This window comes from Brevundimonas sp. (assembly GCF_016742135.1).
In the GTDB taxonomy this organism is placed as follows: domain Bacteria; phylum Pseudomonadota; class Alphaproteobacteria; order Caulobacterales; family Caulobacteraceae; genus Brevundimonas.
This window is the reverse complement of sequence record NZ_JACVCG010000002.1, coordinates 272,848-296,118: the sequence shown is the minus strand read 5'-3', so window position 1 is coordinate 296,118 and position 23,271 is coordinate 272,848. Positions and strand designations below refer to the sequence as shown.

The 23,271-nt window shown below is 67.2% G+C and carries 23 protein-coding genes and 1 tRNA gene; 7 read left to right on the top strand and 17 right to left on the bottom strand.

What is annotated here, in order from left to right; genetic code table 11:
• Positions 1 to 89: 89 nt before the first annotated feature.
• From IBJ06_RS05015 to IBJ06_RS04980, 8 genes are all read right to left on the bottom strand, one after another.
• A complete protein-coding gene (locus IBJ06_RS05015; protein ID WP_292157835.1) occupies positions 90 to 650 on the bottom strand; it encodes a hypothetical protein in 561 nt (186 codons plus the stop codon).
• 16 nt (positions 651 to 666) lie between these two features.
• Positions 667 to 1,932, bottom strand: coding sequence for a hypothetical protein (locus tag IBJ06_RS05010; RefSeq protein WP_292157833.1), 1,266 nt, complete (start codon positions 1,930 to 1,932; stop codon positions 667 to 669).
• 11 nt (positions 1,933 to 1,943) lie between these two features.
• Complete coding sequence (locus IBJ06_RS05005) at positions 1,944 to 3,281, bottom strand: hypothetical protein (protein ID WP_292157831.1); 1,338 nt, start codon at positions 3,279 to 3,281, stop codon at positions 1,944 to 1,946.
• Positions 3,278 to 4,123 carry an OmpA family protein gene (locus IBJ06_RS05000; RefSeq protein ID WP_292157829.1) on the bottom strand — a complete coding sequence of 282 codons (846 nt, stop codon included), beginning with the start codon at positions 4,121 to 4,123 and terminating at the stop codon, positions 3,278 to 3,280. Before IBJ06_RS05000 ends, IBJ06_RS05005 begins: the two co-directional genes overlap by 4 nt.
• 159 nt (positions 4,124 to 4,282) lie before the next feature.
• The gene (fabG, locus tag IBJ06_RS04995) at positions 4,283 to 5,023 is read right to left on the bottom strand and encodes a 3-oxoacyl-[acyl-carrier-protein] reductase (RefSeq protein WP_292157827.1); all 741 of its coding nucleotides are present in this window, start codon (positions 5,021 to 5,023) and stop codon (positions 4,283 to 4,285) included.
• Between the two features lie 15 nt (positions 5,024 to 5,038).
• Positions 5,039 to 5,983 carry an ACP S-malonyltransferase gene (gene fabD, locus IBJ06_RS04990; RefSeq protein WP_292157826.1) on the bottom strand — a complete coding sequence of 315 codons (945 nt, stop codon included), beginning with the start codon at positions 5,981 to 5,983 and terminating at the stop codon, positions 5,039 to 5,041.
• Positions 5,984 to 6,060: 77 nt separating this feature from the next.
• Positions 6,061 to 7,344, bottom strand: a complete 1,284-nt coding sequence (locus tag IBJ06_RS04985; protein WP_292157824.1) for an Nramp family divalent metal transporter — start codon at positions 7,342 to 7,344, stop codon at positions 6,061 to 6,063.
• Positions 7,341 to 7,694, bottom strand: coding sequence for a phage holin family protein (locus IBJ06_RS04980; protein WP_292157822.1), 354 nt, complete (start codon positions 7,692 to 7,694; stop codon positions 7,341 to 7,343). Before IBJ06_RS04980 ends, IBJ06_RS04985 begins: the two co-directional genes overlap by 4 nt.
• Positions 7,695 to 7,817: 123 nt before the next feature.
• Here IBJ06_RS04980 and IBJ06_RS04975 point away from each other — a divergent pair, with 123 nt between their 5' ends.
• From IBJ06_RS04975 to IBJ06_RS04965, 3 genes are all read left to right on the top strand, one after another.
• Positions 7,818 to 8,261 carry an HIT family protein gene (locus tag IBJ06_RS04975; RefSeq protein WP_292157820.1) on the top strand — a complete coding sequence of 148 codons (444 nt, stop codon included), beginning with the start codon at positions 7,818 to 7,820 and terminating at the stop codon, positions 8,259 to 8,261.
• Between the two features lie 50 nt (positions 8,262 to 8,311).
• A tRNA-Thr gene (locus IBJ06_RS04970) sits at positions 8,312 to 8,387 on the top strand.
• Positions 8,388 to 8,413: 26 nt separating this feature from the next.
• Complete coding sequence (locus IBJ06_RS04965; protein WP_292157818.1) at positions 8,414 to 9,040, top strand: TetR family transcriptional regulator; 627 nt, start codon at positions 8,414 to 8,416, stop codon at positions 9,038 to 9,040.
• Here IBJ06_RS04965 and IBJ06_RS04960 read toward each other — a convergent pair.
• The 3 genes from IBJ06_RS04960 to IBJ06_RS04950 are packed head-to-tail and all read right to left on the bottom strand — an operon-like array spanning position 9,027 to position 11,833.
• On the bottom strand, positions 9,027 to 9,686 hold the full coding sequence (locus IBJ06_RS04960; RefSeq protein ID WP_292157816.1) for an A24 family peptidase: 660 nt from the start codon (positions 9,684 to 9,686) through the stop codon (positions 9,027 to 9,029). The two genes, IBJ06_RS04965 and IBJ06_RS04960, sit on opposite strands and share 14 nt — an antisense overlap.
• Before the next feature lie 12 nt (positions 9,687 to 9,698).
• Entirely contained in the window at positions 9,699 to 11,546 is a 1,848-nt protein-coding gene (locus IBJ06_RS04955; RefSeq protein ID WP_292157814.1) for a ferrous iron transporter B, read from the bottom strand.
• A gap of 8 nt (positions 11,547 to 11,554) precedes the next feature.
• Entirely contained in the window at positions 11,555 to 11,833 is a 279-nt protein-coding gene (locus IBJ06_RS04950; protein ID WP_292157812.1) for a FeoA family protein, read from the bottom strand.
• Between the two features lie 255 nt (positions 11,834 to 12,088).
• Here IBJ06_RS04950 and IBJ06_RS04945 point away from each other — a divergent pair, with 255 nt between their 5' ends.
• Positions 12,089 to 12,487 (top strand): cytochrome c family protein, encoded by a 399-nt coding sequence (locus IBJ06_RS04945; protein ID WP_292158516.1) that lies wholly within the window; start codon positions 12,089 to 12,091, stop codon positions 12,485 to 12,487.
• Between the two features lie 4 nt (positions 12,488 to 12,491).
• Here the strand turns inward: IBJ06_RS04945 and IBJ06_RS04940 are convergent, their stop codons facing one another.
• The 4 genes from IBJ06_RS04940 to IBJ06_RS04925 all read right to left on the bottom strand — a co-directional run bounded on the left by IBJ06_RS04940 (position 12,492) and on the right by IBJ06_RS04925 (position 18,431).
• Positions 12,492 to 15,671: an efflux RND transporter permease subunit gene (locus tag IBJ06_RS04940; protein ID WP_292158514.1), complete on the bottom strand. Its 3,180-nt coding sequence runs from the start codon at positions 15,669 to 15,671 to the stop codon at positions 12,492 to 12,494.
• Positions 15,671 to 16,768: an efflux RND transporter periplasmic adaptor subunit gene (locus IBJ06_RS04935; protein WP_292157810.1), complete on the bottom strand. Its 1,098-nt coding sequence runs from the start codon at positions 16,766 to 16,768 to the stop codon at positions 15,671 to 15,673. Before IBJ06_RS04935 ends, IBJ06_RS04940 begins: the two co-directional genes overlap by 1 nt.
• 116 nt (positions 16,769 to 16,884) lie before the next feature.
• Positions 16,885 to 17,664 (bottom strand): hypothetical protein, encoded by a 780-nt coding sequence (locus IBJ06_RS04930; protein ID WP_292157808.1) that lies wholly within the window; start codon positions 17,662 to 17,664, stop codon positions 16,885 to 16,887.
• A gap of 2 nt (positions 17,665 to 17,666) precedes the next feature.
• Positions 17,667 to 18,431, bottom strand: a complete 765-nt coding sequence (locus tag IBJ06_RS04925; protein WP_292157806.1) for a class II aldolase/adducin family protein — start codon at positions 18,429 to 18,431, stop codon at positions 17,667 to 17,669.
• Between the two features lie 180 nt (positions 18,432 to 18,611).
• On the opposite strand from IBJ06_RS04925, the gene IBJ06_RS04920 reads away from it, so the two are divergent.
• The 3 genes from IBJ06_RS04920 (at position 18,612) to IBJ06_RS04910 (ending at position 21,129) form a co-directional block, all read left to right on the top strand.
• Complete coding sequence (locus tag IBJ06_RS04920) at positions 18,612 to 19,751, top strand: DUF2336 domain-containing protein (protein ID WP_292157804.1); 1,140 nt, start codon at positions 18,612 to 18,614, stop codon at positions 19,749 to 19,751.
• 55 nt (positions 19,752 to 19,806) lie between these two features.
• On the top strand, positions 19,807 to 20,589 hold the full coding sequence (locus IBJ06_RS04915; protein ID WP_292157802.1) for an NAD kinase: 783 nt from the start codon (positions 19,807 to 19,809) through the stop codon (positions 20,587 to 20,589).
• 63 nt (positions 20,590 to 20,652) lie between these two features.
• A complete protein-coding gene (locus IBJ06_RS04910) occupies positions 20,653 to 21,129 on the top strand; it encodes an Hpt domain-containing protein (protein WP_292157800.1) in 477 nt (158 codons plus the stop codon).
• A 12-nt stretch (positions 21,130 to 21,141) separates the two neighbouring features.
• On the opposite strand, the gene IBJ06_RS04905 is transcribed toward IBJ06_RS04910, so the two are convergent.
• On the bottom strand, positions 21,142 to 22,287 hold the full coding sequence (locus IBJ06_RS04905; protein WP_292157798.1) for a DUF2336 domain-containing protein: 1,146 nt from the start codon (positions 22,285 to 22,287) through the stop codon (positions 21,142 to 21,144).
• 98 nt (positions 22,288 to 22,385) lie between these two features.
• Positions 22,386 to 23,174: a transglycosylase SLT domain-containing protein gene (locus IBJ06_RS04900; protein ID WP_292157796.1), complete on the bottom strand. Its 789-nt coding sequence runs from the start codon at positions 23,172 to 23,174 to the stop codon at positions 22,386 to 22,388.
• Positions 23,175 to 23,271: the final 97 nt, after the last annotated feature.

Below are 23,271 nucleotides of genomic sequence, written 5' to 3'. Positions count from 1 at the left end.
TGCCCCTGCCCTTTAGCACAGTCGCTCGCGGGGGGAAGCCCACCCGGCACTGACATTGTCGAGAGGGTTCAGGCCCCCCCCCCGGCTAATCAGGCATTCTGAACTTCCCACGTGCGGGTATGCGGGTTCCGGCACACCAGTTCGCGGTCCAGGGATCCCGACCCCGTATCCTCGACCGTCAGCGTGGTCTGCCGATAGCGACAGATGTCGGTCACGGTACCCGGCTTCTGATCCGGTGCCGCAGCCGTCTGCGTCGCGTCGACCGGGACACTCCACTCGCGCGGCGGAGCATCCTCGGTGCGGACCAGAATCGTGCGTCGCTTGCCGTCCTTGCCGACATAGCTGTCCTCGCGGTCCTGGCCGGTTTCAAGGGCGGCATACTCAGCCTCCCGGATGCGTCGCTTGTCCTCCTCGGAAGCCATGGCCAGCAGCACGCCACAGATGCCAACCCCGACCAGACCGCCGGTGCCGGCACCCTGGCGGGCGTTACCGCTGCCGGTGTTGTTGCCGATGATGGCGCCCAGAACAGCGCCGCCGACGACAGCGACCCCGCACTGCCCCCAGGCGCGGTCCATGGCGGTGCCGCCCGCTGTGGCGCAACTGGTCAGGGCCAGGGATGCCACGGCCACCGGTACAATCAGCTTTTTCATTTCCATCTCCTGAGGATCAGAACGGGTTCAGTTCGAAAGGCAGGGATTTGACGGTCGGGGCGTCCAGAAACCCGTCGACATCGGGGTCCCAGATCTCGCCCCTGGCATGGTCGGGCGCGATCTCGGCTGTGATGGCGCGCATGCCGCTCAGGGGCAGCTCCGCGTCGAATTCCGGCTTGGCGTCGGTATTGAGACTCCAGCGCTGCCCCAGACCGCTGTTGTCGGACAGAAGTTCGCAGACATCGCCCGAGCACCTGAGCGACCCGCCGACCGGTGTGGCCCATTCGGCATCCGAAGTGACGAACAGCCAGCTGTTGACCAGGCGGTTCTGGGCGTCCCGACCAATGATCAGGCGCATGGGATAACGCATGCCCGGATAGCGCAGTTCGCCGCTATAGGTCTGGACCGCGACCGGCGCCGCCGGCAAGGAACCGAGCGCGCCGCTGCCCCATCCCAGCAGGTCACTCTGGCTGCCCAGGAAGAAGGCCGTTGCGAAATCGCGGGAACCCGCGGTTCCGCTGCCCTGGGAGCCGATCAGCACAACGTCCGCGCCGCCCAGGAACAGCCGGGACTCGCGCGCCAGTTCGAAGCCCGCCTCGCGCGCGGCCGTACTGTCGGACATGTCCGGAAATGTCGCCAGATCCGTGAAGACAAAGTAGCGCGCGACCCCGGCCCCGTCCCGGGCCAGTTGCCGCACGGCGGACAGCGACGACAGCAGGCTTGAGCGGGCGAAATCTCCCGCGCGGACCGGCGGGGGCGCAGCGATGTCGCCCATCCGGGCGATGCTGAGGATGAAACGTCGATTGTACGCCTCGGTCGCGCTCTCCAGCTCACCGGCAAGCGACCCGCCGACGAAATCTCCGACGCGAGACCGGTTCGATTGCGCATCGGCCAGTTCGCCCGCGGAAAAACCTGGCGCGCAGCCACTGTATATCAGGCGCGGCGCGCCCCCGTCCGACGGCATGACATAGACCGTCAGGCGTTCGCGGGGCGCCATTATCCCCGAGGCCTGGCCCTGGCTGGGACTTGCCAGGGTATTCATGGCCTCGAACAGTTTCGGATTCGCCGTCCGGAACGCGGCCCCCTTCCCCGGGACCAGCGCGCGCTCGTCAACCAGAAACACCGTCTGGCGCAGGGCGGGTGTCAGACCTTCACGATTGCACCAGGCTTCATCAAGGATGGCGCGGTGCGTCCCCCCTCCCGGGGCTCCCGTCGCGGCCCCGTCACCCTTGCACCCGGCGATCAGCAGGGCGACCAGGGCAGCAAACATCACGTGACGCATACGAGCCATCCTCAGAGCAGTTTCAGCGTGATGGGGCGGCCCAGATAGGTCGCGCCGGTGAGCACTTCCTCGCGCGCGGCATCGTCGCGCGTCACGACGGGCTGGACGAATTTTGGCGACGTCCCCTCGCCCTGCATCTGCTTCACCAGTGCGGTACGATATCGATGCAGGGCCGCCGCAACCTTGTGGTCGACCGCGCGAAAGGCGGCCAAAGCCTTGCTGTTGGCTTCCCACGAGACGCTGGCCTTCTGCGCCTTTTCCAGCGCATCCAGCTCTTTCTCACGGTGGGCAGCCTTGTCGTCGGCCTCCTTGAGGCGAGTGTTGATTTTCCGCGTCTCAACCATGGCCGCGGCCTGAGCCTGATCCACCTGCACCTTCTTCGGCGGATAGTCAGGGTCCTCATCATGATGGAAATAGGCCCAGATGACCCCCACGCCATAAACAATGATGTTGCTCAGGGTCATGAACATGATCGAGAAAATCATGCTTGGCGGGGTCTCGCCCGTCACTTCGGCAAGCTCGATCAACGGCATCACATAGAACATGCGGGACCAGCCGATCAGGCCCAGCGCCAGCGCCAGAAGACCCGCGCCAATGCCGAGCTTTCGGGTGGCTTTCCAGATGCGCGTCCTGTCGAAGCTGTTGAACCAGTAGTGCCACTGTTTCAGGATGGTGCCGTGGACGTGCGCGGCAAATCCGACGGCGAGGCCCACCAGAATGGCCATGCCGACCGCGAACATCCCGCTCTTGATCATCGGCAGCTTCATGAGGCTGTCGAAATTGATCGCGATCTCGATGCCCACGACGGTGATCAATCCCCCCCAGTACAGCCAGGGATTGGTCATGATGGGATCACGGTTGCCGTGCTCGGCACGGGCCTCCTCGAACTCCCGCTGCCGGGCGTCACGCTCCGCCAGCAGGTCGTGGTGGTTACGCCGCAGGTCGCTGTGGATGCGGTGATAGGTCAGCAGGCGATCATGCTGGTTTCTTGCCCGCTCCATCTCGACCAGGGTGCCGCGCCCCACGGCGGTCTTTCCAAGCGTTGCCGCCGCAAATCCGGAGCGGAGATGCTGAAGGGCGGCGGTCCGGATCGGCTGGATGCGCGACTGAAACCAGCTCAGCATCTCGGGGGTCAGACCCTGCGGATAGGTCCCCAACTCGTCCGTCAGCTCGACACGGCCCTGATCGGACTGTTCCCGTTCCAGCCCCTCCATCAGTTCCGTGCACAGCGCCGACCGGTCCGACAGGTCCAGGGCCTGCCAGACCTTCATGGCGTCTGGATCCGGAACGGCATCGCCGCTTTCGAAAAGGGTGTGATCCGTGGAGCCTTCCATGGGCGAGCCTTTCATCGGCGGGGCGCCTGGATCGTCCGGGGACGATGCAGGGGAATTGTCAGGGTTTGGGGAACCGGCGCGCTGGCCAGACTTCCGGGACCAGAGGTGGATGAGGCGGATCTCCCACCCGCAGGCACAGGGGCCGAAACCCGCCCATCGCCGCCGACCCCGATGGGGCGCCGGGTCGCCTGGGTCGCGACAAAGGTGGTCCGGGCCGGCAGTTCGACCAGACAGCGTCGGCTTTCGGCGACATTCGACGAGATGCACACCTGCTCCTCGCGTTGCCCGCTGAGGACGTGAACGACAGGCTCCACCCGCGCACCGAAAAGGAACTCGACCCGCCGGTTATAGCTGCGGTTCACGTCCGAATCGTTGGCGTACAGCGGCGCCGACTCTCCAAAACCGACCCGCCACAGGGCGACATCACCGACGCCGAACCGCATCATGGCTTCCGACACCGCATCGGCGCGGCGGACGGACAGGTTCTGGTTGTATTCGTCGCCGCCGACATTGTCCGTATGGCCGGCCACGAAGATCGCCACATCCGGGGCCTCCCCGCGGGCAGCCGCCGCGACGGCCTCCACCGCTCGCAGGCCGGTCGGCAGGATCCGCCATTGGGCGGTGTCAAAGAAGGTTCGTTCCGAGAACGACACCCTCAGCACCGGGACCGAGACCTTGAAATTCGCCGGCATACGATCGCGCGGCACCCGCACAACATTAAAGCGCGGGCGCGGGGTGATGCCCAGCCGGTCGACGGCCTGGTTGAGCCGGAATACGCGATCCTCGTGCTCGATCTCGACCGTGTCCTCAGCGCGGTAAACCTGCTGTCCCGCAAGCGCCGACGGGGCGGCGATCATGCCCCCCAATCCCAGCAGATACGCCCGCCGCGATACCCTCACCCCCACACACCCCCGTTAGTCGAACGAGGGCACGCTAGTATCGCCTAGGTTGCAACGCAAGTGACTTTCGGTTGTGGCGGTCGTTGCGCTCACGACTGCCGTCCTCTGAGGTTCCCCTCAGATCATCGCCATCCCGCCGTTCACATGCAGGGTCTGGCCGGTGACATAGGCGGCTTCGTCCGAGGCCAGATAGACGGCGGCGGCGGCGATCTCGTCGCCTGTGCCCAGCCGCCCGGCGGGGATGTTCTTCAGAATGGTCTCGCGCTGCTGGTCGTTCAGCACATCAGTCATCGGGCTGGCGATAAAGCCCGGCGCGATACAGTTGACCGTGATCCCCCGCGAGCCGACCTCCTGCGCCAGCGACTTGGAAAAGCCGATCATGCCGGCCTTGGACGCGGCATAGTTGGTCTGGCCCGGATTGCCGGTCACCCCGACCACCGAAGTCACGCCGATGATCCGGCCCGAACGGCGCTTCATCATGCCCTTCATGGCCGCGCGCGACAGGCGGAAATAGCTCTCCAGATTGACCTTGATGACGTCGGCGAAGTCCTCGTCCTTCATCCGCATCAGCAGGCCGTCCTTCGTGATCCCCGCATTGGCGACCAGGATGTCCAGCGGTGCCCCGGCGGCTTCCTCGGCGCGCGCGATCAGGCCGTCGACGCTCTCCGCATCCGACAGATTGGCCGCCGCAGCAAAGGCGCGGTCACCCAGTTCCTTCGCCAGATCCTGCAGCACCGCCTCGCGCGTGCCCGACAGCACGACGGTCGCCCCCTGGGCATGCAGCGCGCGGGCAATAGCCCCGCCGATCCCGCCCGTGGCCCCGGTCACAAGGGCCGTTTTTCCAGTGAGGTTGAACATTCTGATGTCTCCGGTTCAGATCGTCTTTGCGAACGCGTCCAGATCCTCCGGCGCATTCAGGGCCAGGCTTTCGGCGTCGGGGGCGATGCGCTTGGCCATGCCGGTCAGGACCTTGCCCGAGCCGATTTCGGCAAAGCGCGTCACGCCGCCTTCACCGGCCATCCACTCCATGCTCTCGCGCCAGCGGACGCGGCCGGTGACCTGTTCGACCAGCAGGCGGCGGATCGCCTCGGGGTCGGTCTCGGGGCGCGCCGTCACATTGGCGACCACGGGCACGGCGGGCGCGATGATCTTCGCATCAGCGAGCGCGTCGGCCATCTCGTCGGCGGCCGACTGCATCAGCGGACAGTGAAAGGGGGCCGAGACGTTCAGCGGAATGGCGCGCGCGCCCAGTTCCTTGGCCTTTTCGATGGCGCGATCGACGGCGGCCTTGTCGCCCGAGATCACGATATTGCCGGCATTGTTGTCATTGGCGACGACGCAGACGCCGACCTCTGAACCCGTTGCTGCGGCCGCTTCGGCCAGGGCCAGATCCGTCTTCGGCCCGATCAGCGAGGCCATGGCCCCCTTGCCGACCGGCACGGCGCGCTGCATGGCCTGACCGCGCAGCTTCAGCAGGCGGGCAGTGTCCGCGAGGCTGATCGCGCCCGCGGCGCACAGGGCCGAATACTCGCCCAGCGAATGCCCCGCGACATAGCCCGCCCTCGACACATCGATCCCGAACTCGACCTTCAGCACCCGGGCCACGGCCACCGACACGGCCATCAGCGCCGGCTGGGCATTCTCGGTCAGGGTCAGCTGGTCCTCGGGCCCTTCGCGCATCAGCATCGACAGGCGTTGGCCCAGGGCCTCATCCACCTCGTCGAACACCTCGCGGGCGCTGGCAAAGGCCCCGGCCAGGCTGCCGCCCATGCCGACGGTCTGGCTGCCCTGTCCGGGAAAGAGGAAGGCGAGGGTCATGCGTCCGGGTCCATAGCTGTGATTCCGCGTGCGGAGGGGTAGGCCAAGCCTGCCGCGACGGCAAGCCGGGGGCGTCCTCAGCCCGTGATGATCTCGTACAGCTGCTGCCCGGCCAGAACCGCGAACAGCAGGGCCGCCAGCCCCAGTGCCCCGTTCGACAGCCAGCCGCTGCGCCACGCGGCCGGCTGGTCCCGCCCGTTCAGCAGCCAGATGAGCGTCCCCGCGAGGAATGGCATGAACAGGCTGCCCAGCACGCCATAGGCCACGATCAGCCCGAACGGCCGGTCGATGAACAGCAGGGCCATCGGCGGAAAGGTCAGCCACAGCAGATAGCCGCGAAACGCCGGTGACTTCGACCCCGTCATGGTCGGGTCATCGGACCGCCCCAGCGCATGGGCGACAAAGTCGGTGACCATCAGGCTGACGCCCTGCCACACCCCGATCAGGCTCGAGAAGGTGGTCGCCAGAAAACCGACAAGGAACAGGATCGCAATCGGCTGGCCGAACCGCTCACGTAGCACATCCGACAGGTTCAGCAGGCCCCTGTCTCCACTGGCCAGGGCGATACCCGCCGCATGCAGCAGCTCGGCCCCCACGATCAACATGGCCACCACGAAAATGCCGGTCATGCCGTAGGCGATCCGGTTGTCCCAGCGCATCACCGGCATGAACTCCGGACCCTTCCAGCCCTTGGCCGTCAGCCAATAACCATAGGCTGCCATGGTGATCGTGCCCCCCACGCCGCCGATCAGGCCCAGCGTATAGAATCCCGACCCCGCGGGCAGGGTCGGCCAGAGCCCGGTGATCAACCTCGGCAGGTCCGGGGTGACCAGCACCGCCAGCCCGACCACGGTGACGAACATTATGGCCACCAGCCCGGCCATGATCTTCTCGAACAGGCCATAGCTGCCCAGCCAGACGAGGATCAGGCCGATCACGCCGGTGATCATGCCCCACGTCTTCAGGTCCAGCGCCGGGAACAGCGCCGTCAGTGGCAGGCCCGTCGCCGTCATGGCGCTGGCCCCGTACACAAAGCCCCAGAGGATGGCGTAGATACCGAAATAGAGCCCGGCCCAGTTCAGCCTCTGCCCGCCGCCGACCCGCACCGACGGCCCCGGCAGCCGCGCCCAGCCGTCAAACAGGGTCCGCCCCGACGCCAGTGTCCAGCGCCCGACGCCCTCGGCGAGCGCAATCTTCAACAGGGTCCCGACCAGCGCCGCCCACAGCAGCACATAGCCAAAGCGCCCACCGGCGATCAGGGTCGCCAGCAGGTCGCCGGCCCCGATGCCCGTCGCCGCGACGACAATCCCGGGCCCGACCAGCGACAGCCGCGGCTTGACCGGCGGCGGGGACACGCTCACCCCTTCGCCTCGTCCGGGATGAAGGCGCCCGCGATCCAGCTGACGATGCCGGTCACGATGGCGGCTCCGATGCCCGGCCACAGGCCGTCAACCACGAAGCCTCCCAGAAACAGCGAAGTCAGGCCGATCATCGCCGCATTCACCACCAGCAGGAACAGCCCCAGGGTGATCACCGTGATCGGGAAGGTGACCACCACCAGGATCGGCCGCACGAAGGCATTGACGATCCCGAGGATGATAGCCGCCGCGATCAACGACCCGGTCGAGGCAAAGGACACGCCCGTGATCAGATAGTCCGCCAGCCACAGCCCGACCATCGTCACCAGGGCCTGAACAACAAAGCGCACCATGACGCCGCCTCCCTTCCTGCAGATCTTTGGGACCACCCTCCGCCACAGCGCATGGGCCGGTCAATGGCTCCCGCATTCACCGACATGTTAGGCTTGCGCTCGATTCACGCCGGAGAGCACCGCATGAGCCTGCATGGCCCCTACGACACGGACAACATCTTTGCCCGCATCCTGCGTGGCGAGATCCCCTCGGTGACGGTCTGGGAAGACGATCACGTGCGCGTCTTCATGGACGTCTTCCCCCAGTCCGAAGGCCATATGCTGGTGATCTCGAAAACCTCCCGGGCCCGCAACCTGCTCGAGGTCGACCCCGACACCCTGAACCACATCATGCGCGCCGTGCACCGCACCGCCCGCGCGGCGGAAATGGCCCTCAAGCCCGAGGGGATCAGCATCATGCAATTCAATGGCGAAGCGGGCGGCCAGACCGTCTTCCATCTCCATTTCCACATCATCCCGCGCTGGTCGGATCGCCCGATGAAGGGCCACGGCCACGCCCCCATGGCCGACAGCGACCGGCTGCGCGCCCTCGCGGACAAGGTGGCGGCCGAACTTGAACCCGTCTGACAAGAAACGCCCCTTGCACCGGGGGCGCGGCCTGCGCATAACCGCCCGGCGCCGGTTTAGCTCAGCTGGTAGAGCAGCGGTTTTGTAAACCGAAGGTCGCGGGTTCGATTCCTGCAACCGGCACCACTTCCCGTCCCCTCCCCCGGGGTTTTATGGCCGACGCCGTCAACAAGCTGGGACACAGGATCGGCACGCGCGGCAGGCGCACCCGTTCGGCCCTTCTGACGGCGCTCCGGGACCTGTTGGCCACCCGGCATCTGGGCGAGATCCGCATCGCCGACGTCGCCCAGTCGGCGGGCATGTCGGCCCCGACCTTCTATACCTATTTCGACACCCTCGACGAAGCCCTGCTGGCCCTGTGCGACGAGGTCGCCAGCGACTGGCAGGGGCTGGCCCATCATGTCGAGGCTGACTGGTCCGGCGGCCAGGGTCTGGGCCACGCCCGCGCCCTCATCACCGATATGCTGGCCCTCTGGTATCGGCATGGTGCCATTATCCGGGTCGAGCAGATGATGGCGGATCGGGGCGATCCGGCCTTCGTGGAAGCCCGCATCGGACGCCTGCGCCGGCTGCATCTGGCGCTGGAACGCCGCATCGCCCAGGCGGCCAACGCAGGTCTCCACCCCCCGGGCTATGACCCCCGGCTGGCCTCCTATGAGGTCGCCAATATCGCCGAGTCCGCCGCCGCCAGTTTCAATCTGCTGAAGCGCGCCGACAGCGACAGCGCCATCATCGAGACCACCGCGCACATCCTCGTCCGCCTGATCACCGGGCGCTGATCGCCAGCCCCAGCGGGCCATACAGCCACGTCAACCAGATGCCGATCGCCAGAAACACACCGAACGGCAGGGCGTCCTGACCGCTGACGGCCTTGCCCGTCACCCGTCGCGCGACCACCAGACTGAGCCCGGCGATCCCCGCCCACAGCATGACACTGGCCAGGCCCATCCAGCCCACCCAGGCCCCGGCCCCGGCCATCAGGAACGGATCGCCGCCGCCCAGCCCCTCCCGACCTCGCAGCTTCCGGTACAGCCAGCCCAGCCCCCACAGCAGGCCGAACCCTGCCACTGCCCCGATGGCGCGCGCCGTCAGAGTGTCCGGCTCCAGCCACCAGGCGGCCACCAGCCCTGTCACGACCAAGGGCCAGGTCAGCACATCCGGCAGCCAGAAATTCTCGCCGTCAACAATGGCCAGCATCAATAGCTGCCAGGCCAGCAGCGCGCTGACAGTGGCAATCATCAGGGTCGGGGAGGCCAGCGCGGCCCAGACCCCGAGGCCCCCGGCCATCAGGCTGATCGCCCCTTCCCGCTTCAAAGATGCCGACCGCGCTGCCTCACCGTCCAGCCTCGCCAGCCACAGGCTCAGCCGGGACACCACCAGACCGACGACCAGGCCCCCTGCTCCGATCCCGACCGCAACCAGCATGTCCGCTCCATCTCAGCCGAGGCCGAACGCCACCGCCAGCCGATAGACCACAAGGGCCGCGAGATAGGCCAGGGCGAACATATAGACCACCATGACCCACATCCATTTCCATGAATTGGTCTCGCGCTTGACCACGCCCAGGGTCGCCACGCACTGCGGTGCAAACACATACCAGGCGAGGAAGGCCAGACCTGTCGCCAGCGACCACTGCACCGAAAGCACCCCCGCCAGGGTGCCGACCGCGCTCTCGGCATCGGCCACGGCATAGACGGTGCCCAGCGCCGCCACCGCCACCTCGCGCGCGGCCATGCCCGGCACCAGCGCCACGACCATCTGCCAGTTGAAGCCGATCGGGGCGAAGATCGGCTCCAGCGTCCGGCCGATCATCCCGGCGAAACTGTAGTCGATCGCGGCACCCGTCGCGCCCGGCGGCGGTCCGGGAAAGGTCGACAGCGCCCACACCACCACCATCAGCGGCAGGATGATCCGCCCGGCCCGTTCGAGGAAGATCCGCGCCCGCTGCCACAGGTTCAGGGCGACACTGCCCGGGTCCGGCATCTTGTAGGCCGGCAGCTCCATCATGAAGGGCTCGAACGCGCCCCTCCAGAAGATCTTGCGGATAATGAACGACACCACCAGCGCGCTGATGATCCCCGCCGCGTACAGGCCGAACATCACCAGCCCCTGCAGCTCGACCCAGCCCCAGATCGTCTCGCGCGGGATGAAGGCGGCGATGATCAGGGTGTAGACGGGAATGCGCGCCGAACAGGTCATCAGCGGCGCCACCATGATGGTCGTCAGCCGGTCCCGCTTCGAGTCGATCACCCGCGCCGACATGACCCCCGGAATGGCGCAGGCAAAGCTGGACAGCAGTGGGATGAAGGCCCGCCCGTGCAGGCCGGCGCCTCCCATGATCCGGTCCATCAGAAAGGCAGCTCGCGCCATATAGCCAAAGTCTTCCAGCAGCAGGATGAACAGGAACAGCACCAGAATCTGGGGCAGGAACACCAGCACGCTGCCGACCCCGGCGATCAGGCCGTCGACGATCAGGCTCTGCAGCAGGCCGTCGGGCAGGATCCCCGCCATCCAGCCTCCCAGCGCGCCGAGTGCCATCTCGATGGCGTCCATCCCGGGTGCCGCCCAGCTGAACACCGCCTGGAACATGACGAACAGCAGGGCCAACAGGATCAGCAGCCCCGCGACCGGATGCAGCAACACCCCGTCGATCTTGCCGGTCAGGGTGTCGGGCCGTTCGGGTGGTCGCACATGGGCGGAGAGGATGCGACCGGCCTCGCGGTGCGCCTGCCGGATCTCTCCCGCGTCCGGCTCGTGCCAGGTGGAGGCCCGGGCGGTCGTGGAGGCCAGCACCCCTTGCACTGCGACCAGCAGATCGTCCAGCCCCCGCTTTCGCGTCGCCACCGTGGTTACGACCGGCATGCCGATGGCTTTCGACAGCCCCTCCAGATCGATCCGGAGGCCCTGACGCTCGGCGATGTCATACATGTTCAGCGCCATAACCGCCGGCAGACCGACCGCCCTGATCTCCAGCGCCAGCCGCAGCACCAGCCGCAGATTCGTGGCATCGGCGACCACCACCAGCACATCCGGCACATCCTCGGGCCGCTGGCCCAGCACCACATCGCGCGTGATCACCTCATCCGGACTGCGGGCCCGCAGCGAATAGGTCCCCGGCAGGTCCAGCACCGTCATCGGCGTGCCGTCGGGGGCCTTGATCGCTCCGGCCTTCCGCTCGACCGTCACTCCGGCATAGTTGGCGACCTTCTGCCGACTGCCCGTCAGGGCGTTGAACAGGGCGGTCTTGCCGCTGTTCGGATTGCCGACCAGGGCCACAGTCGTCATCGACGCGCTCATGCTCCGGCGTCCGCCTCGTCCAGTTGCAGGCTCAGGCCCCGCACCTCGTGCCGCCGCAGCGCGATCCGCATGCCCTCGACGTCCAGCACGACCGGGTCGCGCCCCACCGGCCCTTCGTGAAGCACGCCCACCCGCGCCCCTTCGACCAGACCGAACTCCAGCAGACGCCGTTCCAGCTCCAGCGCATCGGCCGGGTTGTCCTCAAGGGCCTCGACCGCGTGAATCCGACCCCCCTGACCCCGGCGGGCCCGGCTCAGCTTGATGATATCGGTCATGAAAATTCGTACTGCCGTCGCGGGTCGGGCGGAAATTGTCGGGCTGCAACCGTCCGCGTTCGGCGCGCCTTCCAGTTGACAGTGATTATCAGGTGCTGCCCCGCGTCGTCCAGTCCGCTTGTCGATTTCCGCCGCCCGACCTATGCCGGACCGAACACGGAGCTGCCCATGAAACCCTCCCCGTCCCTTCGCTTCGCGGGTCTCACCTGCGCCGCCCTGGCCGTCGTCGCTTGCGGCGACTCGTCGGGCACGCCGATGCCGAAGGCACCGCCGCCCGAGCCCCTGACCGCCGAGCAGATCAGCCTGGCGCTCGCAGCCCTGCCGGCACCCTATAATGAGGCGGATTACGAAAACGGCCGGCGCGCCTTCGCCCGCTGCCGCGCCTGTCACACGGTCACCGAAGGCGGTCCCAATATGACGGGCCCCAATCTGTGGGGCGTGTTCGGTCGCCCGGCCGGGCAGCATGAGGGCTACAACTACTCAAAGGCCCTGCAGGCCGCCGACTTCACCTGGGACGGAGAACAGCTGGACCAGTGGCTGGCCAATCCCCGCACCTTCCTGCCGGGCAACAAGATGAACTTCGCGGGCATGCCCGGCGATCAGGACCGTCGCGACCTGATCGCCTGGCTCAAGATCGAGACCTCGCCCCGCTAGCCCGCTATTCAGCGGCCTTGGGCAGGGGGTCATTGGCCGCGACTTCCTGCGCTTCCCATTCCTCGATCAGGCGGGCCGTATACTCCGGCGAGCGGGTGAAGCGCGCCAGCACCCCATAGATCACCGGCACCACGAACAGGGTCAGCAGGGTCGCGAACATCGCCCCGGCAAAGATCACCACGCCGATGGTCTGGCGGCTGCCCGCCCCCGCGCCCTGCCACAGCACCAGCGGCAGGGCACCGAAGGCCGTGGCGATCGAGGTCATGATGATCGGGCGCAGGCGCAGGGTCGACGACTCGATGATGGCCTCGCGCACCGTCCGTCCCTGATCCCGCAGCTGGTTGGCGAACTCCACGATCAGGATGCCGTTCTTCGCCGCCACCCCGATCAGGATGATCAGGCCGATCTGCGAATAGATGTTGAGACTCGACCCCGCCATCACCAGACCGAACAATCCGCCCGCCGCCGCCAGCGGCACCGTCAGCATGATGACCGCAGGCGTGATCCAGCTTTCGAACTGGGCCGCCAGTACGAGGAAGACCAGCACCAGCGCCAGACCAAAGGCCCAGGCCACCGCATTGCCGGCCTGCCGCTGGTCGCGGGCCGCGCCATCCCACTGCACATTCACCACGCCCTGGGGCTGTTCGTCCGCCCGGGCCTGCAGGAAGGCCATGGCCTCGGCCAGGGTGGTCCCCCCGGTCAGATCGGCCTGGAGGCTGATCGCCCGTTGCCGGTCCTGGCGGCGTCGGTCCGGCGTATCCCCCGAGGTCTGGGTGGTGACCACCGCCGACAGCGGCACCAGCGCGCCCGACCCGGTCGAGACATACAGCGATTCAAGGTCGCTGACGGTGCTGCGGTTGCCCCGCTCGGTCTGCAGGATGACATCATATTCCTGCCCGCCCTTGATATAGGTCGTCGCCCGGCGCGATCCGAACATGGTCTCCAGCGTCCGTCCGATCTGCTGGGACGATACGCCAAGGCTGGCCGCCGTCTGCGGGTTCACATCCACCAGCAGGCGCGGGGCGTTCGGCTCATAGTCGATCCGGGGCCGCGAAAAGCCGGGGTATTCCTGGGCCGCCGCCAGGACGGGCTGAAGCCAGCGGTACATCTCGTCATAGTTCGAACCGGTCACCAGCATCGATATGCTGTTCGAGTTTCCGCCACCGCGCTGGAAGCCGCCCGGCACGCTGACGTTCACCTGCGCGGCCGTCTGGCCGCGGAGCTTGCCGTTGATCTCCCGGGCGATCTCCGCCGCGGACCGGTCCCGCTCTGACCAGTCGACCAGATTGAGCACGGCATTGCCGGAGTTAAAGCTGCCGCCACCGAAGCCTGGAGCCGAGATCAGATAGCTCTCGACCTCGCCCGAGGCCTTGTACTCGGCCAGGATGGGCTCCAGCCCCAGCATGATGGCGCGCGTATATTCGAACCCGGCGCCTTCCGGGCCCTGCACGCGGCCCACGACCCGTCCCCGGTCTTCCTCGGGCACCAATTCATTCGGCAGGCTCAGGAACATGGCGACACCGCCCGCCCCGACCAGGGCGATCATCCCGACCATGCCGACGACGGCGATCCGCCGGCCCAGCAGCATGGCGAGCGAGTTCCGGTAAGAGCTCTTCATACGCTCCATACCGGCGTCGACCTTGCGGGCCAGCCACCCCGAGCCGGAGGCCGGACGCAGGATCTTCGACGCCATCATCGGCGACAGCGACAGGGCGAGGAAGGCCGAGAAGCCCACTGCCGCCGCGATCGCAGCCGCCAGCTCGACGAATAGCCTCCCCACATAGCCCGGCAGGAACAACAAGGGAGCGAACACTGACAGCAGCACGATGGTCGTGGCGACGACGGCAAAGAACACCTGCCGCGCACCACGCTCGGCGGCCACCAGCGGCGGCTCGCCGTGATCCAGACGCCGCTGGATGTTCTCGGTCACCACGATGGCGTCGTCGACCACCAGACCGATGGCCAGCACCAGCGCCAGCAGCGTCAGCAGGTTCAGCGAAAAGCCCAGCGGTGCCAGCACGATGAAGGTCGACAGCAGGCAGATCGGGGCCACGATCGAGGGGATGATGGCCGCCCGCAGGCTTCCGAGGAACGCGAAGTTGACGAAAGCCACCAGGGCCAGCGCGATGCCGATGGTGATCCACACCTCATCAATGGCATGCTTGGTGAACACCGAATTGTCGGAACCCAGTTCCAGCTCAACCCCCTCGGGCAGGCTGGGCCTGACGGTCTCCATCATGGCCCGGACGCCCTCGGAGATGGCCAGGTCATTCGACTGGGCCTGCCGCGTGATGGCCAGACCGATCTGATCCAGCCCGTTGCCGCGGAACAGACGCCGATCCTCGGCCGGGGCCTCCTCGACCCGGGCGACATCGCCCAGCCGCGTCACATAGGTCGCGTCGCCGAGACTGGCGGGCATGCCCCCGAGCCGCGATGCCGCCCCGCCGGTGCCGATCGGCATCTGGGCGAATTCCTCGGCGGTGGAATAGTTGCGGGCCACCCGCACGGTGTAATTCTTGGCATCCGACTCCAGCGCGCCGGCCGGCAGCTCGACATTCTGGCTGCTCAGCGCTTGTTCGACGTCCTGCACCGTCAGGCCCCGCGCGGCCATCGCACCCGGGTCCAGCCAGATCCGCATGGCATAGCGCTGCTCGCCATAGATCTGCACCTGGGCGACACCGGGCACCGTGGACAGTCGGTCGATCAGGTAGCGATCTGCATAATCCGTCAGATCCATGCGGTTCATGGTGCTGGACCGCAGGAAGAGGATGATCACCGGCTGGGAATCCGAGTCCGCCTTGGCGACTTCCGGAGGCTGGGCCTGGTCCGGCAGGCGTCCCACCACGCGCGAAACGCGGTCCCTGACATCGTTCGCGGCGTCATCGATGTCGCGGTCCAGGCTGAACTCGATCCGCACGTTGGAGCGGCCGTCCCGGCTGGTCGATGAAATCCGCTCGACGCCCGGAATACCCGCGACCTGCTGTTCGATCGGCTCGGTGATCCGGCTTTCGATGACCTCTGCGGACGCGCCCGGATAGCTGGTGCCGATCGAGACGATCGGGGGATCGACGTCAGGCAGTTCCCGCACCGGCAGGAAGAAGAAGGCCGCCAGCCCGATGACGCACAGCACGATGGCCGCCACGGCGGCGAAGACGGGTCGGCGAACCGCGACATCGGACAGCATCATGGCGCGCGACCCCCTGACCGGGCCCGCACAGGCGCGCCAGCCTGAATGCGATTCAGCCCTTCCGAGATCACGGTTTCACCGAGGGACAGCCCCGACTGGATTTCCACGTATCCGCCCTCGACGGCACCGGGCACGACCTCGACACGCTGGGCCACCTGGCCCCGCTCGCCCTCGGCCACCCGATAGACAAAGGCCCCTGACCCTTCGTACTGGACTGCGGCTTCGGGCACAGCCACGCTCTGGCGTTGTCCCTGCTGGACCCGCACACGCACCGACATGCCCGGACGGATGCGCCCATCCGGGTTCGGCAGCTCCGCGCGGGCGGTAACAGACCGCGTCACCTCATCGATCCGGGTATCGACCTGCGCCACCCGCCCCCCGAAAACCACGCCGGGATAGGCGTCGGTCGTGGCTTCGATGGCGGCTCCGGGCCGTATCGACCCGATGAATCGCTCCGGCAACGGAAAGTCGATCCGCACCGTGCTGATGTCATCCAGCGTGGTGATCACCGTGCCCGGCCCGACGAGGGTCCCGGGTGTGATCGTCGTCAGGCCCAGCACGCCCGAGAACGGCGCACGGATCACGCGCTCGCCCCTGCGCGCCTCCGCCGCCTCCAGCGACGCCTGGGCAGCCTTCAGGGCCGAGTCCGCCTGTTCCAGATTGACCCGGGGCGCGATCCCTCGATCCACCAGTTCCCGGGTGCGATCATAATCCCGCTGGGCCTGTTCGACGCGGGCACGGGCCTCGATGATCCCGGCTTCCTGCTCGCGCGCCTGCAGCTCGACCAGCGGCTGCCCGGCCCTCACCGTCTGGCCGTCGCGAAACAGCACCCGCGTGATCAGTTCGGTGTTGGTCGAGGCGATATTGACTGACCGCTGTCCCCGCGCGACGCCCAGCAGCTGGAGGCTGTCGGAAAACTCCCGTTCCCCGACCTGGACCACGGCCACCTCCTGGCCGCCTCCGCCCCCCCGACCGCCGCCGGGGCCCCCGCCCCCGCCGCCCTCATCCGCGAGGGACAGCCGCACGATGACGGCGACGGCCATCAGCACGATCAGAACGCCGGCGGCGATGAGAAGGAAGTGGCGCTTGATCACGTGACGGAAGGTCCCTGCAATAATAGGGGCAGCACATAGCGGTCTGGTTGGCAGACGCAATTACTAATCAGGAACGCATCAGGTTGCAGATTCCGGCGCGGTGTTCCGTCGCAGCGTTAGAATCGACGCCAGACCCCCACGACCCAGCCCTCGGACTGCGGGGTTTCCCGCCCCGCCAGCGCCGTCCGCCAGCCCAGTTGCACGCTCCAGTCGCCCAGATCGCGCACCACCGACGTCTCGGCCGACAGCCAGCGCGGGCCGCCATTGTCGACCTGGCCGCTATAGACCTGGCTCAGCACCATCCAGTCCCGGCCGAACCGGCTGCCCAGCGTCACGTCCAGCCGCGTCTCGTCGTCCAGGCCCTGCCGGAAGCGCCGCGCGCCCTGAATGTCCACGAACAGGGACTGCATCCCCAGCAGGGGCCGGTCCGGCGTGACAGATCGCCCGGCCGACAGCCGCACCTCCCAGTCGCCCGTGCCCTCCCCCGGCGCCGCATAGCCGGCATTCCGCCCCTCGCCCCCGTCGGCATAGGTCACCTGCAGGGCCACGGCATTCTTCGTATCGCGATAGATCTGCCAGCTGAGACCGATCTCCAGCGGCCCCCGCCCCTCATAGTCGACGAAGGCATCCGATCCGGTCTGCCATTCGCTCCTGAACACCACGGTCAGCCGGTCGGTCAGGCCGTATTCCGCGTAAAGACTGAGGCTGGTGTCGCGCCGTTCCCTGAGCAGCGGCAGGCTGTTTCCATCCGGGTCAAAGCCGCGCTCGGCGCGCATCACTTCATATTTGAGGATGAACTGGGCCGTGGCCTGCTCACGGGTCCAGGGACCGGCCGCGACCGGAGAGGCCGCTGCCGCACCGGCAAGGACCAGGACGATACTGGCCCCCCGCACCATCGTCAGACGTCATAGCCCGGCGACTTCCGGTCCAGCATGCGCAGCGCGCCCGGCCAGGCCAGCGACGAGATGAAGCCGATGCCCTTGCCCTGCTCCTTCGTCTCGTTCTGCGCCGCATCGGGGGCGATCAGGACCTGGTCGCGTCCTGCCGACAGGGCCGCGATCTGCTGGGCACAGGCGCGCTCGAGGAAGAACATCCCGACCCAGGCCGCCGCCGCCGTCTGTCCCACCGCCAGCGTGCCGTGGTTCCGGAGCAGCATCAGCGGCTTGTCGCCCAGATCCGCCACCAGACGTTCGCGCTCGTCATGGTTCAGCGCCAGACCCTCATAGCCGTGATAGGCGACCTGATGCTGCAGCAGACAGGCGTTCTGGCTGATCGGCAGCAGGCCCTGCTGCTGTGCCGCCACCCCCACGCCCGCCACCGTGTGCAGGTGAATGACGTAATGGGCATCCTCGCGCGCGGCATGCACCGCCGAATGGATGGTGAACCCGGCCGGATTGATGAAGTTGCTGGTCTCCTGAACGATGTTGCCGTCCAGATCGACCTTCACCAGCGACGAGGCGGTGATCTCCTCGAAATAATAGCCATAGGGGTTGATCAGGAAATGATGCTCCGGTCCCGGCACCCGCGCCGAGATGTGGGTGAAGATCATATCGTCCCAGCCGTGCAGCGCCACCAGGCGATACAGGGCGGCCAGATCAACCCTGGCCTGCCACTCGGCTTCGGACACGCGGGATTTCAGGGATGCAGGGGCTCCGTCGGCCATGGGGCAGTCTCCTCGGTTTCAATGGGAAACTCGCGCCGTATGGCCATGCGGTCAAGCGGAGGCGGGATACGGCAGCGCTCGGCAAGATGTGGTTAACCCTGTCTTCACCGCCTTTTCCGATAGTCGGTTCGACATTGCATCGAGTCGGTCGTCGGCTTGACCTGTCGGGAGTTGTCGAACGTGACGGCAGTCGCCCTGAAAGACACCAGCCCCTATCAGTCCCCCGACACCCCTGTGTCCGAACTGCTGGCCCTGGCCCGCAGTCGGGCGCTCGAGGATCGTCAGCGCCTTCTGATGGGGGTCATGGCCCTCTGCGACCAGCATCCGGCCGCCAGTCAGAACCTGTCCCCCGTCCTGACCGACATCTTTCTGGTTCTGGCCCGTCAGGCCGAGCACGATATTCGCAAGGCCCTGTCCGAGCGGCTGGCCAGCGCCACCTGGGCCCCGCCGGCGCTCGTCAATATCCTGGCCCTCGACGACATAGAGATCGCCCGACCGATCATCGCCAGAAGTCCGATCCTCAAGGATGAGGATCTGCTGGCCATTCTGGTCAAGGCCAGCCTGGAGCATCAGATCGAGGTGGCACGGCGGCCCCATCTCAGCGCGCGGGTCGCGGACACCATTCTGGACCAGGCCCACCCCGCGCCGCTGACCGCCCTTGCGGGCAATGCCACCGCCGAGATCAGCGCCGAGGGGCTGCGGCGACTGGTCGAACATTCGCGGCGTCTGGCGGCCCTGCGGGCGCCCCTTGCCCGCCATCCCCGCCTTGACGAATCCATGGCGCGTCAGCTGTACAGCTGGATCGGCACGACCCTGCGCGAGTCCGTGCAGGAGCGTTTCGCCATCACCGATCTCAGGCTGGACGATGCCGTCGAGGAGGCGGTCCAGACCGCCTTCTCTTCGCTCGGCATGGGGACCCCGCCGGCCCCCGCCGACCCCGACCGCGACGAGATGGATCGGCGGCTGGTCACCAAACTGCAGGCGGCGGGCCAGTTGCGCCCCGGTTATCTCATCCGGGCCATCCGCGAGAAAAAACTGGGCCTGTTCCAGCATGCCCTGGTCGTGCTGGGCGGCTTTACCATGGCCCAGGTCCGGGCCTGCCTGTCCTACCGAACACCGGAAGCGCTCTATTATGCCTGCGCTGCCGTCGGCATCGACCGTGCCGTGTTTCCGCCTCTGCTCTACGAAATCCGCCAGTTGAACGGCGGACCTCCGGGCGAGGCCGGCGATGCCGTCTGGCTGCGCGGCGGCCTGTCTCCGCAGTCGGCGGCCCGGGCCCTGCATGCCCTGATCGGCGACGGAGACACGCCGACCGGATGATGCGCTCTCCAGGCGGCACTGCGCGTTTGACAAGTCGGCACCCCCGGTCTCACCTGTGACGGTGACACCTCCTCCCGCTCCCCGGCTGGCCTTCGTGGCCAGCGAACGTCCCGAGGCCCAGGCCGCGCTCGCCCGCCTGCGCGAGCGCTATGCCCATGTCCCGGAGACCGAGGCCGACGTCATCGTCGCCCTGGGGGGTGACGGCTTCATGCTGGAAACCCTGCACGTCAATCTGGCGCGTGGCACGCCGGTCTACGGCATGAACCGCGGGTCGGTCGGCTTCCTGATGAACGACTATGACGAAGAGGATCTGCTGCCCCGGCTCGCGGCCGCCGACCGGACCGTCATCCACCCGCTGCAGATGGACGCCTGGAGCGAAAGCGGCGCGACCCACAGCGGCCTCGCCATCAATGAAGTCTCCCTGCTCCGCCAGACCCGGCAAAGCGCCAAGCTCCGCATCCGCGTCGATGGACGGGTGCGCATGGAGGAGCTCACCTGCGATGGCTGCCTGATCGCGACCCCGGCAGGCTCCACGGCCTATAATCTGTCGGCCCACGGCCCCATCATCCCGCTGGACGCCCGCATCCTGGCCCTGACCCCGATCAGCGCCTTTCGACCCCGACGCTGGCGCGGGGCCCTGTTGCCCCACGAGGCCCAGGTCAGCTTCGAGGTGCTGGAGGCCGACAAGCGCCCGGTCAGCGCCACCGCCGACAGTTTCGAGGTCCGGCGCGTGCGCCGCGTCGACGTATGCGAACGGCGCGACATCAGGCTTACCATGATGTTCGATCCCGGCCGCTCCTTCGAGGAGCGCGTGCTGGCCGAACAGTTCGCCGGCTGACGGTCACGGCTTCTTAAGATCACCTGCGGCATGATCCGCTCCTGATTTCGACAGGAGCAGCCGATGAGTGGTCCGGCACAGGTCATTCGCCCTCCCAACACCCTTCGCCTGAAGGCCGGTGGGGGATTCGGCGGCGTCGATGCCAAGGCGATCGCCAAGGCCGAGGAAGCCCTGCAGGCGATGTCGTCCCAGTTCGCCCAATGGCTTCAGGATGAGATCGACAAGCTGGACAAGGCCCAGGCCGACATCCGCACCAAAGGTTATACGCCCGAGACGGCCGAGGGCCTGTATTTCCGGGCGCACGACCTCAAGGGGCTGGGCGCCACCTACCAGTATCCGCTGGTGACCCGCCTCGCCGGCTCGCTGTGCAAACTGCTGGACAACCCGGACAAGCGCATGACCGCGCCCATGGTGCTGGTCGATGCCCATATCGACGCCATCCGCGCCGTCGTCCGTGACAAGATCCAGACCGATGACCACCCGGTCGGCCAGACCCTGGCCGAAACCCTGGAAGCCCGCGTCGCCGAATATTCGGCCTGACGCAATAGTTGGTCAGGCCGCGTTTGCGGACCTGTCGGCGTCGGCGGGCAGAGGCGCCCGGTCCAGCCGCTCCATCAGATAGGCCAGATCCTCGCGCGGCACATTGGGCCGCTGCGTCAGGAAGCGTTCCAGCATGCGCTGGCGGAAGGTTTCGGCGGTGAAATCCGCCCCCTCTGCCTGTAGCGCCCGCCAGGTGTCGATCCCCGACCGGAAGGCCTGGAACAGGCGCGGTGGCAGACCCGCCCGGTCATAGATGGCTTTCAGCCCCAGCGGCCCCGCGTCATGCACCATCAGCCAGGTCCGCGCATGCGGCGTCTGCGCCAGCTCGGCCAGCCCATGCTCGACAAAGGTCAGCTGGCCTCGCGCCAGCGCCCGCAGCAAAAGCGACGGCGTCAGCGCCCGACGTCCGTTCAGCCTTGCGACGAAGGTCGCCATATCTGTCGCGCTGGCGGCCTGATCGACCAGATCCAGGGTGGCCCGCTCGCGCGCATGAGCCGACAGGCGGATGGCCGCCTCGGGCGCGATCGCATGGCGGCTGATCAGATGCTCGCGCACCGTTTCGGACACATGGGCGACCAGCCGTTCGGTGATGTCCGGCGGCAGCACCTGCCTGTACGACAGGGCGGTCATCACCTCGGATGCGTCGGCAAACCGGTCGACGACGACATTCATGGCCTCCTCGGCCAGATCGGCATTGTCATTGGCGGCCAGCGTCCGCACCGCCTCGCGGCTGCCGGTCTCGGCCAGCACCTGACAGACGTCCCGCGAAACGCGCGGCCGGGCGGCCACGGCCACCTGCCGGGTCGTCGATCCCGCCTTGACGATCTCGATCAGGTCCTCGTCGGAAAAAGCCGGTGAAAAGCCGATGATCGGCAGGGCCACACTGTCCACATCCGCCGCCAGCCGTCGCGCCACATCGCGCGGGATCAGATCCGATGACTTCAGCGTCACGGCCATTGCCCGCCGCACCAGCTCCGCCGCATCATGAGCCAGCACGCGCAGGATCTTTTCGGCCGCCGCCCGATCCTCGGGTGTCAGCTCGACCCGTTCCATATTCCGGCACAGCTTGTGGGTCGCCGCCGCACGTTCGTCCTCGTCGGTCGACTTGATCAGCCGGCGGATGTCGAATTCGGTAAGGCGGGCGCGATAGGCCGTCATGTCGGACTCAGCTTGTCTGTACGAACCGGTGTGCGCCGATTCCCGTCCCGAAGCATGCCGTGGACAGGCTTAATGCACGGTTTACCAACCGGGCCGGCTCAGGCGTCCGCGGTCCCGACAAACGCCCGCAGGAAGCCGGCATTGCCCTCCTCGCCTTCCTGACCCAGCAACAGCGCCAGCAGACTCTGGTCCTGACGCATGCGATCCATCTGGTCGGCGATCATCCGATCCTTCGGCGACAGGGGGTCGACCACCGGTGCCGAGGACGGCAGGGCGGGCATGCCCTGCCCCGCCTTGCTGGTCAGATTGGCATAGACCTCGCCCACGGTGGCTGGACGTCCATCCCGGTAAAAGATGGACCGGTTCGCCGACGCCGCCTCCGGAAACAGGGCCGCCGCGCTGGCACCGGGCCTGGTCTGCACCGCGTCGATCAGCCGGGCGGCCCCCGCCGGTCCCAGAAAGTGCGCGGCATAAAGGTCGCCGGCCGTGGGCTCGCGTCCGATCCGTCCACGTAGATAGGCCGCGTTCGAGGCCGTCAGCTCCCCCGCCATGGCCGAGGCCGCGACGGGATCATAGCGCAGATCCAGCACCACGTTCCGCGCCGCGCCGTCCACGCGCCAGCGACCGTCCTGCCCCTTGTAGATCAGGTCCGCGTACTGGCCATAGCCGTGTTTGCCGCCGTGTTGCTTGAGCGTCGCCAGCCAGGTCTGCTCGATGAACTGAAACAGCCCCGCCGCCGAGGATGTCCGGGCCCGGGCCGATGGATTCATGGCGCTTTCACGCTGGGCCGTCTTCATCAGGAAATCGAAGTCCACGCCCGTCGAGGCCGAGGCGCGCCTTATGGCCACCTCGACGCCACCCTGGGAGGGAATCGCACTGATCGACATGAGCGGAAGGCTGGGCTGACATGGTTAATTGAATCTTAACTCCCCGAACCGTGATCGCCGCTGGTCAGATGCGCCTTAAACTTGCCGCAAGGGAAGC